Here is a 12,782-nt window from a genome sequence, read left to right as displayed (position 1 = left end):
GGGCTTACACCGTGTGCAGGTACCAGTTGTACTCGAGGTCGGAAATCGACACTTCGAACTCGGCCAGTTCGCTTTCCTTGCAGGCCACGAAGATATCGATGTAGTCCGGGCTGATGTATTGGTTGAGGACTTCGCTGTCATCCAGCGCGCGCAGGGCATCGCGCAGGTTGTTCGGCAGGCTTTGCTCCAGCTGCTCGTAGGAGTTGCCTTCGATCGGCGCCTCGGGCTCGACCTTGTTGGTCAGGCCATGGTGAACGCCGGCAAGGATCGCCGCGAGCATCAGGTACGGGTTGGCATCGGCGCCGGCTACACGGTGCTCAAGGCGCACATTGTCGCTGCTGTCGGTGGGCACGCGTACGGCCACGGTGCGGTTGTCCAGGCCCCAGCTCGGCGCATTGGGCACGTAGAACTGCGCACCGAAGCGGCGGTAGGAGTTGATGTTGGGGCACAGGAAGGCCATCGACGCCGGCATGGTTTCCAGCACGCCACCAATGGCGTGGCGCAGCGGATCGCTTTGCAGCGGATCGTCACTGGCGAAGATGTTCTTGCCGGTTTTCTTGTCCAGCAATGAAATGTGCACATGCAGGCCGTTGCCTGCCTGGCCCGGGTAGGGCTTGGCCATGAAGGTGGTGTCCATTTCATGGTCGTAGGCGACGTTCTTGATCAGGCGCTTGAGCAGGATCGCATAGTCGCAGGCCTTCAGCGGATCCGCCACGTGGTGCAAGTTGACCTCGAACTGCGCTGGGGCGCTTTCCTTGACGATGGCGTCGGCAGGCAGGCCCTGTTCCTTGGCTGCTTCGAGCATGTCCTGCAAGCAGTCGGCGTACTCGTCGAGGTCGTCGATCAGGTACACCTGGGTCGACTGCGGGCGCTTGCCGGAGATCGGCGAGCGCGGCGGCTGCGGGCGGCCGTTGAGGTTGTCCTGGTCGATCAGGTAGAACTCCAGCTCGAACGCGGCGCAAATATCCAGGCCCAGGTCGTCGAACTTGCTCACCACCTGGCGCAGCACTTCACGCGGGTCGGCGAAGAACGGCTGGCCATCCAGCTCGTGCATGGTCATCAGCAGCTGGGCGGTGGGGCGCTTCTGCCACGGCTCGTCCGACAAGGTGCCGGGGATCGGGAAACAGATACGGTCGGCGTCGCCGATGTCCAGGCCAAGGCCGGTGCTTTCGACAGTGGAACCGTTGATATCAAGGGCGAACAGCGATGCGGGCAGGTTGATGCCCTTCTCGTACACCTTGTGCAGGCTGGCCCGCTCGATGCGCTTGCCACGTACCACGCCATTCATGTCGGAGATCAGCAGGTCTACGTACTGCGTGTCCGGATGGGCCTGGAGGAAGTCATTCATCTCGCTGGAAGAACTGGCGCACGGGGTTACCGACGTCATGGTGTACATCCTTTGATGTGCTGCGGCGATGTGGGGATACGGCTGGCGCCTCACGGGCGACGATGGTTGCAGCTGTTGTTCTTTTCACTTTCCCATCGTGGGGACTGGTTACCCGACCGGGCGCATTGATTCCGGGGGGCCGTTTCACTATAAAATGGCCCAGACGCAACAGACATTGGCAATTTGGCAAGCAGAGCGTGCATCAATGCAATATCAGATAACCCACGCAGACCTCTCTCTGGTCCTGGCACTGGAACGTGGCCGCTCGCTGGCCAAAGCCGCCGAACTGCTCAAAGTCGACGTTTCGACCGTATTCCGCTCGATCCGCCGATTGGAGTCAGCGCTGGGCACTGCTTTGTTCGTCAAGAGCCGAAAGGGCTATCTGCCGACTGACACCGCACAGGCCTTGGCCGAGCAGGCCGAACGTGCCGAGCAGGCGCTGGAAGCGGCGCGCATTGCCATGACCAGTGGCGAGCAGGTGGTCAGCGGCACGGTGCGCCTGACCTGCACAGAGGCGGTGATGCACAGCCTGTTGCTGCCGGCGCTGGCCGAGTTCATGTCCAACTACCCGGCTTTGTCGCTGGAGATGGGCACCTCCAATACCTTCGCCAACCTCAGCCGGCGCGACGCCGACATCGCCCTGCGCCTGACCAACACACCTCCGGAGCACCTGGTTGGCCGCAACCTGGGTTCGACCTCCTATGTAGTCTGCGGCCAGCCACAGTGGCGCGAGCGCCTGAGCGAGTCCCCCGCCAGCGTGCCGTGGATCGCACCAGACGACTCGATGCAGGACCACCCTACGGTGGTCTGGCGCAACCAACAACACCCGGGCCTGAGCCCGCGCTACCAGTGCAGCAGCATGTCGACCATCGCCCAGTTGGTAATGGCCGGCCTGGGCGTGGCAGCACTCCCGGACTACATGGTGCATGCGCTGCCTGGGGTGGATGCTCTCAGCGGTCCCCTGCCCGGCTGCGACACTCAGCTGTGGTTGCTGACCCGGCCGGATTGCCGGGCGTTGCGCTCGGTGCAGACCTTGTTCGAAGAGCTGACCCCGCGGTTGCGTGACGCGATGCTCTGAGGTTATCGTCAAGCTCATGCACTGAGGGTGTCTGTTCCGGCTCTTTCGCGGGTAAACCCGCAGCTACAAGCTACGCGGTCCCTGTAGGAGCGGGTTCACCCGCGAAGAAGGCATCGCAGGGTTTGCAGGTACCGCCCGGCAAAACAGCGCTTCCCTATTGGCTGGTGAATTTTTATACTATCGAGTCCGCCTGCCCATTAATGGGCTGCACGCCCACCGCAATTGCTACTGAGGAAGACCATGGCCCGCGTAACTGTTGAAGACTGCCTGGAACACGTGGATAACCGCTTTGAGCTGGTCATGCTCTCGACCAAGCGCGCTCGCCAGCTGGCGACCGGCGGCAAAGAGCCACGCGTTGCGTGGGAAAACGACAAGCCAACCGTTGTTGCCCTGCGTGAAATTGCCGAAGGCATCGTCACCAACGAGTTCATCGCCGCTGAAGAGATCGTCACCGAGGATCCGGTGTTCGCCGCGTTCGAGGACGAGAACAACGAGGCTGTCTGATTGATGCCAGGTCGACGTCGTACGGCGCAAGGCCCTCTTCCTCGGCAGGAGGTGAACCCATGCCGGGTATAGAAGCCTTGGCCGAACGGCTGTCGACCTATCTTGGCCCCGAACAGGTCAACCTGGTTCGGCGTGCCTATTTCTACGCCGAACAGGCCCACGATGGGCAACGCCGCCGCAGTGGCGAGCCCTACGTAACCCACCCGCTGGCCGTGGCCAGCATCCTCGCCGACATGCACATGGACCATCAGAGCCTGATGGCGGCCATGCTGCACGATGTGATCGAAGACACCGGCATCGCCAAGGAAGCCCTCAGCCAGCAGTTTGGCGAGACTGTGGCCGAATTGGTCGATGGGGTCAGCAAGCTGACCCAGATGAATTTCGAGACCAAGGCCGAGGCGCAGGCGGAAAACTTCCAGAAGATGGCCATGGCCATGGCCCGCGATATCCGCGTGATCCTGGTCAAGCTGGCCGACCGCCTGCACAACATGCGCACCCTGGAAGTGCTGTCTGGCGAAAAGCGCCGGCGCATCGCCAAGGAAACCCTCGAGATCTACGCCCCCATCGCCAACCGCCTGGGGATGCACACCGTGCGCGTGGAGTTCGAAGACCTTGGCTTCAAGGCCATGCACCCGATGCGCTCGTCGCTGATTCATCGTGCAGTGAAGAGCGCACGCGGCAACCGCAAAGAAATCGTCGCCAAGATCGAGCACTCGCTGGCCAACTGCCTGTCCGCCGACGGCATCGAGGGCGAGGTCAGCGGGCGGCAGAAACACCTCTATGGCATCTACAAGAAGATGCGCGGCAAGCGCCGTGCCTTCAACGAGATCATGGACGTGTATGCCTTCCGCATCATTGTCGACAAGGTTGACACCTGCTACCGCGTGCTCGGCGCCGTGCACAACCTGTACAAGCCGCTGCCCGGACGCTTCAAGGATTACATCGCGATCCCCAAGGCCAATGGCTACCAGTCGTTGCACACGACCCTGTTCGGCATGCACGGCGTGCCCATCGAAATCCAGATCCGCACCCGCGAAATGGAAGAGATGGCCAACAACGGCATCGCCGCGCACTGGCTGTACAAGTCAAACGACGACGAGCAGCCCAAGGGCAGCCACGCGCGTGCCCGCCAGTGGGTCAAGGGTATCCTCGAACTGCAGCAACGTGCCGGCAACTCCCTGGAATTCATCGAGAGCGTGAAGATCGACCTGTTCCCGGACGAGGTCTACGTGTTCACGCCCAAAGGCCGAATCATGGAGTTGCCCAAAGGCTCCACGGCCGTCGACTTCGCCTACGCGGTGCACACCGACGTTGGCAACAGTTGCATCGCGTGCCGCATCAACCGCCGCCTGGCGCCGCTGTCCGAACCGCTACAAAGCGGCTCGACAGTGGAAATCGTCAGCGCCCCGGGCGCTCGGCCAAACCCGGCCTGGCTCAACTTTGTGGTCTCAGGCAAGGCACGCACGAATATCCGCCACGCGCTCAAGCAACAGCGCCGCTCCGAATCCATCAGCCTGGGCGAGCGCCTGCTGAACAAGGTACTCACTGGCTTCGACAGCAGCCTGGAGAAAATCCCCCAGGAACGCATCGAGTCTATTCTCGCCGAGTACCGCCTGGAGCTGATAGAAGACCTGCTCGAAGACATCGGCCTGGGCAACCGCATGGCCTACGTGGTCGCGCGCCGCCTGCTGTCGGCCGAAGGCGAACAGCTGCCGGCGCCAGAAGGCCCGCTGGCGATCCGCGGCACCGAAGGCCTGGTGCTCAGCTACGCCAAGTGCTGCACGCCGATCCCGGGTGACCCGATTGTCGGCCACCTGTCAGCCGGCAAAGGCATGGTCGTGCACCTGGAGAACTGCCGCAACATCAGTGAAATCCGCCACAACCCCGAAAAGTGCGTGCAACTCTCCTGGGCCAAGGACATCACTGGCGAGTTCAATGTCGAACTGCGTGTCGAACTGGAACACCAGCGCGGGCTGATCGCCCTGCTGGCCAGCAGCGTCAACGCCGCCGACGGCAACATTGAAAAGATCAGCATGGACGAACGCGACGGCCGTATCAGCGTGGTCCAACTGGTGGTCAGCGTGCACGACCGCGTGCACCTGGCGCGTGTGATCAAGAAGCTGCGTACCCTGACCGGTGTGGTCCGCATCACCCGCATGCGTACGTAGTCCGCCAACCGCAAGGAGTCATCATGAGCAAAACCGTCATCAACAGCGACAAGGCCCCTGCCGCCATCGGCACCTACTCGCAGGCGATCAAGGCCGGCAACACCGTGTACATGTCGGGCCAAATCCCTCTGGACCCGAAGACCATGGAACTGGTCGAAGGCTTCGAAGCCCAGACCGTGCAGGTGTTCGAGAACCTCAAGGCCGTGGCTGAAGCTGCTGGCGGTTCGTTCAAGGACATCGTGAAACTGAACATCTTCCTCACAGACCTGAGCCACTTCGCCAAGGTAAACGAGGTGATGGGCCGCTACTTCGAACAGCCCTACCCGGCCCGCGCCGCCATCGGCGTTGCCGCGTTGCCGAAAGGCTCCCAGGTCGAAATGGACGCCATCCTGGTCATCGAATGATGCCCTGGTGACGGGCCCTGCCCGTCACCTTCCTTCCTCTGCAAGGTTACCCCGTCATGCGTCAAGCACTGCCCTTTGCGCTGGCAGCCCTGCTACTGGGCGGCTGCACCAGCCACAAACCCGAAGATTTCAACGGCATCTGGATCAACCAGGAAGCCATCACTGCGGCGGTCAAAGCCGGCAGCCTGCGCCAGGCGCTGAATGAGCACGGCCCAGTGTTCGAGTGGAAGCTCGACGTGGCCAATCAGCAAGCTAGCTATAGCAATGGTTTCGAGGCCGCTGACGGCCAGCTGAGCGCCAATGAAAAGCAATGGCAGGCCCGTTTCCAAGGCGGCCAGACCGAACAGCTTTCGCTCGATGGCGACGAGCTGCTGGCCGTCGCCCAGAACGGCGCCAAGCAAACCTTCGTGCGCGCCAAGACACCGGCGACAGCCAATGCACCACTGGGCAGCAGCTTCGAGAAAGCGCTTTACCAGGCCTACCTGGGTGGTGACTGGAAGATCGTCGACGGCCAAGGCAAAGGTGCCAGTGTACGCTTCAGCGATACCGGCAACGTCACCGGCCTACCGGGGCCGGACCGCTTCGCCCTGTGCCTGGCAGGTGATTGCGCGACCATGGGTGGCAACAATGACAGCCTGTGGCTGGAGCGCAACCAGCGTGGCGCACCGTTCATCATCAAGCGCGATGGTGACAAGCTGGAGATTTTCCAGGCAGTGAACCGTGCCCAGCCGGATGAAATGCCAGAACTGGCAGCGGGCAAGCGTCAATGGGCGCTGGAGCGCAGCTGAGATGATGCGCGGCCCCTGTGGGGGCCTTGTGTCGCGATAGGGCTGCGAAGCAGCCCCGGCAGGCTATGCCGTCACACTGAAATTCAGGGGCCGCTTTGCGGCCCTTTCGCGACACAAGGCCGCTCCCAACAAGGCATCGCGCCACCTGCCAGCTAGGCTTTTCCTGCCAGAATCGCGGCGTAGCCTTCCTTGTAGCTCGGATACTCAGGCGCCCAGCCGAGCGCCCGCGCCCGCGCATTGCTGCAGCGCTTGCTGCCGGTACGCCGCACCCGCTGCTCATCGGACCATTCGGTAACCCCCATGTACGCCCGTAGCCAGGCCACCACATCGGCCAGCGGCGCCGGGTCGTCATCAACGCCAATGTAGCAGTCGTCCAGAGCCTTGCCATCAGCATCGGCCTGCAGCAGAAACGCCAGCAGGCTGGCGGCATCTTCGGCATGAATGCGGTTGCCATACAGCGGTGGCTCCTCGGCAACGCGGTAACCCTGACGCACCTGGCTCAGCAACCACTCACGCCCTGGGCCATAGATACCGGTCAGGCGGACCACGCTCGCCGGGATGCCGCTGGCCAGTGCCAACCGTTCAGCCTCCAGCATCACACGCCCGGAATAGCCCTCAGGCTCGGTGGCAGCGCCCTCCTCTATCCACTCGCCGCCTTTCTGCGCATACACACTGCTGCTTGAGACGAACAGCAGGCGACGCGGGCGCTGGCCACGCTCGGCCAACCAGGCCAACACATGGCGCAAACCATCGACATAGGCTGCTTGGTAACCCGCCTCATCGTGCTGGCTGGCCGCCACGCAGTACACCAGGTAGTCCAGCGGGCCCTGTGGCCAGGCCTGCGGTATCGACGGTTCGGCCAAATCTGCGGCAACCGGCTGAACCCCTGCGGGCAGCTGACCAACAGAACGGCGCAGGCCGCTCACCTGCCAGCCTTTAGCCAACATCTGCTTGGCCAGACGCCCACCCACATCACCACAACCCACCACCATCACGGAAAGGTCTGACATCTCTAAACTCCCTAGACCAATTGATCAGCCTGGCCACGCTACACGATGGGTGGCTAGACCATAGGCGAAAAAAGCTACAATATTACTTTTGTTAACAAGAATTACTTGCAATAATGGCCGCCAAATTGTTCTCGGCCTACATCGAGGCCTTGGAGAACGTTCACTTTTTCTTCATCAGGTCCGGCCAGCATGACACGTACTCAACCTTCCGCTTCGCCAACCCCGTCGCGCGCCTGGCGCGCCATCGCCGCGCTGACACTCAGCCTGGTGCTGGCCCCGGTGGCCATGGCCGATGAGCCAACCACCAACGCAGCCACACCTGCGGCTGCTACTGCCCCGGCCGCATCCGCTGCTGCCCCGGTCGATGCGCCGGCGCCTGGTGCCACTGCCACCAACCCGGCAGATGCAGACCCAAGCGTTCAAGCCCTGGTCGAAGACACCTCGCTGGGCATGGCCCATGACCTGTCCCCATGGGGCATGTACAAGAACGCCGACATCGTGGTGAAGATCGTCATGATCGGCCTGGCCATCGCCTCCATCATCACCTGGACCATCTGGATTGCCAAAGGCTTCGAGCTGATGGGCGCCAAGCGCCGCCTGCGGGGTGAAATCGCCCAGTTGAAGAAGTCCACCACCCTGAAGGAAGCCAGCGAAGTCTCCAACAAGGAAGGCACCCTGGCCCATACCCTGGTCCACGATGCCCTCGAAGAGATGCGCCTTTCGACTAACGCCCGCGAAAAAGAAGGCATCAAGGAGCGCGTCAGCTTCCGTCTGGAGCGCCTGGTGCATGCCAGCGGCCGTACCATGAGCAGCGGCACCGGCGTCCTCGCAACCATCGGCTCCACCGCACCGTTCGTTGGCCTGTTCGGTACCGTATGGGGCATCATGAACAGCTTCATCGGCATCGCCAAGACCCAGACCACCAACCTGGCCGTCGTTGCCCCAGGTATCGCCGAAGCGCTGCTGGCCACGGCTCTGGGCCTGGTCGCGGCAATCCCGGCCGTGGTCATCTACAACGTCTTCGCCCGCTCCATTGCCGGTTACAAGGCGCAGGTGTCCGATGCCTCCGCTCAGGTACTGCTGCTGGTCAGCCGTGATCTGGACCACCAGGGTAGCGAGCGCGCCGCCCCGCACATGGTGAAAGTGGGGTAAGCCATGGGCCTGCATCTCAACGAAGGTGGCGACGACCTCGCCGAAAACCACGAAATCAACGTTACGCCGTTCATCGACGTGATGCTGGTGCTGCTGATCATCTTCATGGTCGCCGCCCCCTTGGCCACGGTCGACATCAAGGTCGACCTGCCGGCCTCAACCGCCAAACCGGCGCCAAGGCCAGAGAAACCGGTGTTCGTCAGCGTCAAGGCCGACCAGAAGCTGTATGTCGGCGACGATCAGGTTGCTGCACCCGACCAGCTTGGCCCGATGCTCGACGCCAAGACCAAGGGTGACAAGGAAACCACCATCTTCTTCCAGGCTGACAAAGGCGTGGATTACGGCGACCTGATGGAGGTGATGAACAACATGCGCGCGGCCGGCTACCTGAAAGTCGGTCTGGTAGGTCTCGAGACGGCAGCCAAGAAATGATGAAAACGCGCTCTAACATGGCGCGCTACGGTGGCAGCCTGGCGATCGTGCTGGGTGTGCACGTGGTCGCCGTGCTGCTGACGCTCAACTGGTCGGTACCACAGGCCATCGAACTGCCCCCGGCAGCGATGATGGTCGAACTGGCACCGTTGCCGGAGCCTGCGCCACCACCACCCCCAAAGGCAGCTCCGCAGCCACCGGCACCGGTCGAGGAACCACCGTTGCCGAAGCTGGCAGAAGCGCCCAAACCCAAGATCGCCATCCCCAAGCCGCCCAAGCCAAAGGCCAAGCCGCAACCGCCCAAGCCCGAGAAAAAGCCTGAGCGGCCGAAGGAAGCACCACCCACCGAGCAAACGGTGGACGCACCGCCCAGCAACACGCCACCGCAGAAGTCCGCGGCACCGGCACCGAGCATTGCGTCCAACAGCAACGCCCTGCCAACCTGGCAGAGCGACCTGCTGCGCCACCTTGCCAAGTACAAGCGTTACCCGGAAGACGCGCGCCGTCGTGGCCTGCAAGGCATGAACCGCCTGCGCTTCGTGGTCGACGCCGAAGGCAAGGTCGTGTCGTACTCCATGGCCGGTGGCTCGGGCAGTGCCGCACTGGACCGGGCGACCCTGGAAATGATCCGTCGGGCCGGCACGGTACCCAAGCCGCCACCCGAGTTGCTGAACAATGGCACGATTGAAGTCGTGGCACCGTTCGTCTACTCACTGGACCGCCGCTAAGACTTTTGTTTCTGTCACAATTCGGCAAGTCTGATAACGTGCGTCTATCAATTGCAGCCGCTATGCTGGGCTCGCAACTTCATGGACGCACGTTATGACCCTCACAGAATTACGCTACATCGTCACACTCGCCCAGGAACAGCACTTCGGCCATGCCGCCGAGCGCTGTCACGTGAGCCAACCCACCCTGTCGGTCGGTGTGAAGAAGCTCGAGGACGAGCTTGGCGTTCTGATCTTCGAGCGCAGCAAAAGCGCAGTACGTCTGACCCCGGTCGGCGAAAACATCGTCGCCCAAGCGCAGAAGGTACTGGAGCAGGCCCAAGGCATTCGCGAGCTGGCCCAGGCCGGCAAAAATCAGCTGACCGCTCCGCTCAAGGTCGGCGCTATCTACACCGTCGGCCCCTACCTGTTCCCGCACCTGATCCCGCAGCTGCACCGCGTAGCGCCGCAAATGCCGCTGTACATCGAAGAAAACTTCACCCACGTACTGCGCGAAAAGCTGCGCAACGGTGAACTGGACGCGGTGATCATCGCCCTGCCGTTCAACGAAGCCGACGTGCTGACGCTACCGCTATACGACGAACCGTTCTGCGCCCTGATGCCTGCCGACCACCCATGGACGGCGAAGAAGACCATCGACACCGCCATGCTCAACGACAAGAGCCTGCTGCTGCTTGGTGAGGGCCACTGCTTCCGTGACCAGGTACTGGAAGCCTGCCCTACCCTGAACAAGGGGGGTGAAGGCTCACGGCACACCACGGTTGAGTCCAGCTCGCTGGAAACCATCCGTCACATGGTGGCTTCCGGCCTTGGCGTATCGATCTTGCCGCTGTCGGCAGTGCACAGCCATCACTATGCCCCCGGCGTCATCGAAGTGCGCCCGCTGACGGCACCGGCACCGTTCCGCACGGTCGCCATCGCCTGGCGCGCCAGCTTCCCGCGGCCAAAGGCCATCGAGATCCTCGCCGATTCGATCCGCCTGTGCTCGGTCGCCAAAAACCCTGCGGAACAACCGGCCTGAGTCATGAGTGAGCTGTCGAAGGTCCCGGTCACAGTACTGAAAGGCGTGGGCGAGGCTATGGCGGAGAAACTCGCCAAGGTCGGCCTGGAAAACCTGCAGGACGTGTTGTTCCACCTGCCCCTGCGCTACCAGGACCGTACGCGCGTGGTGCCAATCGGCCAACTGCGTCCCGGCCAGGACGCGGTTATCGAGGGCGTGGTCAGTGGTGCCGATGTGACCATGGGCAAGCGCCGCAGCCTGGTGGTGCGCCTGGGCGACGGGAGCGGTGTGCTGACATTGCGCTTCTACCACTTCAGCAACGCGCAGAAGGAGGGCCTGAAGCGGGGCACCCACCTGCGCTGCTACGGAGAAGCCCGCCCCGGCGCTTCGGGCTTGGAAATCTACCACCCGGAGTACCGTGCGCTGAACGGCAACGAGCCACCACCACCGGTGGAGCAGACCCTGACGCCGATCTACCCGTCCACCGAAGGCCTTACCCAGCAACGCCTGCGCCTGTTGTGCCAGCAGAGCCTTGCGCTGCTTGGCCCGCGTAGCCTGCCCGACTGGCTGCCTGACGAACTTGCCCGGGACTACCAGCTGGCACCCTTGGACGAAGCCATCCGCTACCTGCACAACCCGCCGGCCGACGCTGACCTCGACGAGCTCGCCGAAGGCCAGCACTGGGCTCAACACCGCCTGGCCTTCGAAGAGTTGCTGACCCATCAGCTGTCGCAGCAACGCCTGCGCGAAAGCCTGCGCAGCCTGCGTGCGCCGGTACTGCCCAAGGCCACGCGCCTGCAGGCGCAATACCTGGCTAACCTGGGCTTCCAGCCGACCGGCGCGCAGCAGCGGGTAGCCAACGAAATTGCCTACGACCTTAGCCAACACGAACCGATGATGCGCCTGGTGCAGGGCGACGTGGGTGCCGGCAAGACCGTGGTCGCAGCACTGGCGGCGCTGCAGGCGCTGGAGGCTGGCTACCAGGTGGCATTGATGGCACCCACCGAGATCCTCGCCGAGCAGCACTACATTACCTTCAAGCGCTGGCTGGAACCGCTGGGCATCGAAGTCGCCTGGCTAGCCGGCAAACTCAAGGGCAAGGCCCGGGCTGCTTCCCTGGAGCAGATCGCCAACGGTGCACCCATGGTGGTCGGCACCCACGCGCTGTTCCAGGAAGAGGTAAGGTTCAAGCACCTGGCCCTTGCGATCATCGACGAACAGCACCGGTTCGGCGTGCAGCAGCGCCTGGCCCTGCGCAAGAAGGGCGTGGCCGGCGAACTGTGCCCGCACCAGTTGATCATGACCGCCACACCTATTCCGCGCACGCTGGCCATGAGCGCCTACGCCGACCTGGACACCTCGGTGCTCGACGAATTGCCGCCAGGCCGTACGCCGGTGAACACCGTGCTGGTGGCCGACAGCCGCCGCTTCGAAGTGGTCGAGCGGGTACGCGCCGCCTGCGCCGAGGGGCGCCAGGCCTATTGGGTATGCACGCTGATCGAAGAGTCCGAAGAACTCACCTGCCAGGCCGCCGAAAGCACCTACGAGGAGCTTGGCAGCGCGCTAGGCGAGCTGAGGGTGGGGTTGATCCACGGGCGCATGAAACCGGCGGAAAAAGCCGAGATCATGGCCGAGTTCAAGGCTGGCAACCTGCAGCTTCTGGTCGCGACCACGGTCATCGAGGTGGGCGTGGACGTGCCCAACGCCAGCCTGATGATCATCGAGAACCCCGAGCGCCTGGGCCTTGCACAGTTGCACCAGCTGCGCGGCCGGGTAGGCCGAGGCAGTGCCGTGAGCCATTGCGTGCTGCTGTACCACCCGCCGCTGTCGCAGATCGGCCGCGAGCGCTTGGGGATCATGCGCGAGACCAACGACGGCTTCATCATCGCCGAAAAAGACCTTGAACTGCGGGGCCCGGGTGAGATGCTCGGCACCCGCCAGACCGGTCTGCTGCAGTTCAAGGTCGCCGACCTGATGCGCGACGCCGACCTGCTGCCGGCCGTGCGCGACGCGGCCCAGGCCTTGGTATCACGCTGGCCGGAACACGTCAGCCCGCTGCTGGACCGCTGGCTGCGCCACGGCCAACAATATGGCCAAGTGTGACGCCAGTCCCAGAATGGATCCAGATTTG

12 protein-coding genes are annotated in these 12,782 nt (G+C 63.0%); 10 read left to right on the top strand and 2 right to left on the bottom strand.

Features of this window, described 5'->3' with window-relative positions:
* Positions 1-4 precede the first annotated feature (4 nt).
* Positions 5-1,387, bottom strand: a complete 1,383-nt coding sequence (locus BJQ17_RS12650) for a glutamine synthetase family protein (protein WP_070096147.1) — start codon at positions 1,385-1,387, stop codon at positions 5-7.
* A 205-nt stretch (positions 1,388-1,592) separates the two neighbouring features.
* Between BJQ17_RS12650 and BJQ17_RS12645 the strand changes: the two genes are divergently transcribed.
* The 5 genes from BJQ17_RS12645 (at position 1,593) to BJQ17_RS12625 (ending at position 6,329) form a co-directional block, all read left to right on the top strand.
* Positions 1,593-2,465 carry a LysR family transcriptional regulator gene (locus BJQ17_RS12645; protein ID WP_003253385.1) on the top strand — a complete coding sequence of 291 codons (873 nt, stop codon included), beginning with the start codon at positions 1,593-1,595 and terminating at the stop codon, positions 2,463-2,465.
* A gap of 240 nt (positions 2,466-2,705) precedes the next feature.
* Positions 2,706-2,969, top strand: a complete 264-nt coding sequence (gene rpoZ / locus BJQ17_RS12640) for a DNA-directed RNA polymerase subunit omega (RefSeq protein ID WP_003253383.1) — start codon at positions 2,706-2,708, stop codon at positions 2,967-2,969.
* A 59-nt stretch (positions 2,970-3,028) separates the two neighbouring features.
* A complete protein-coding gene (spoT, locus tag BJQ17_RS12635; RefSeq protein WP_003253381.1) occupies positions 3,029-5,137 on the top strand; it encodes a bifunctional GTP diphosphokinase/guanosine-3',5'-bis pyrophosphate 3'-pyrophosphohydrolase in 2,109 nt (702 codons plus the stop codon).
* Between the two features lie 23 nt (positions 5,138-5,160).
* Entirely contained in the window at positions 5,161-5,541 is a 381-nt protein-coding gene (locus tag BJQ17_RS12630; protein ID WP_003253379.1) for a RidA family protein, read from the top strand.
* Positions 5,542-5,597: 56 nt separating this feature from the next.
* Positions 5,598-6,329, top strand: coding sequence for a hypothetical protein (locus BJQ17_RS12625; protein ID WP_003253373.1), 732 nt, complete (start codon positions 5,598-5,600; stop codon positions 6,327-6,329).
* A gap of 152 nt (positions 6,330-6,481) precedes the next feature.
* Here BJQ17_RS12625 and BJQ17_RS12620 read toward each other — a convergent pair whose 3' ends face one another.
* The gene (locus BJQ17_RS12620) at positions 6,482-7,339 is read right to left on the bottom strand and encodes an SDR family oxidoreductase (RefSeq protein ID WP_014861182.1); all 858 of its coding nucleotides are present in this window, start codon (positions 7,337-7,339) and stop codon (positions 6,482-6,484) included.
* A 189-nt stretch (positions 7,340-7,528) separates the two neighbouring features.
* Here BJQ17_RS12620 and exbB point away from each other — a divergent pair, with 189 nt between their 5' ends.
* The 5 genes from exbB (at position 7,529) to recG (ending at position 12,754) form a co-directional block, all read left to right on the top strand.
* Positions 7,529-8,491, top strand: a complete 963-nt coding sequence (gene exbB / locus BJQ17_RS12615) for a tonB-system energizer ExbB (RefSeq protein ID WP_003253369.1) — start codon at positions 7,529-7,531, stop codon at positions 8,489-8,491.
* 3 nt (positions 8,492-8,494) lie between these two features.
* Positions 8,495-8,923 (top strand): TonB system transport protein ExbD, encoded by a 429-nt coding sequence (gene exbD, locus BJQ17_RS12610; RefSeq protein WP_003253367.1) that lies wholly within the window; start codon positions 8,495-8,497, stop codon positions 8,921-8,923.
* A complete protein-coding gene (locus BJQ17_RS12605) occupies positions 8,920-9,651 on the top strand; it encodes an energy transducer TonB (protein ID WP_070096146.1) in 732 nt (243 codons plus the stop codon). Before exbD ends, BJQ17_RS12605 begins: the two co-directional genes overlap by 4 nt.
* A 94-nt stretch (positions 9,652-9,745) precedes the next feature.
* Positions 9,746-10,672: a hydrogen peroxide-inducible genes activator gene (locus BJQ17_RS12600; RefSeq protein WP_003253362.1), complete on the top strand. Its 927-nt coding sequence runs from the start codon at positions 9,746-9,748 to the stop codon at positions 10,670-10,672.
* 3 nt (positions 10,673-10,675) lie between these two features.
* Complete coding sequence (recG, locus tag BJQ17_RS12595) at positions 10,676-12,754, top strand: ATP-dependent DNA helicase RecG (protein WP_014861179.1); 2,079 nt, start codon at positions 10,676-10,678, stop codon at positions 12,752-12,754.
* The last annotated feature ends 28 nt before the right edge of the window (positions 12,755-12,782 follow it).

It is taken from the genome of Pseudomonas sp. NBRC 111139 (assembly GCF_001753955.1).
In the GTDB taxonomy this organism is placed as follows: Bacteria; Pseudomonadota; Gammaproteobacteria; order Pseudomonadales; family Pseudomonadaceae; genus Aquipseudomonas; species Aquipseudomonas alloputida.
Note: the sequence above shows the minus strand (reverse complement) of the source record. Positions and strands in the feature narration are given on the sequence as shown.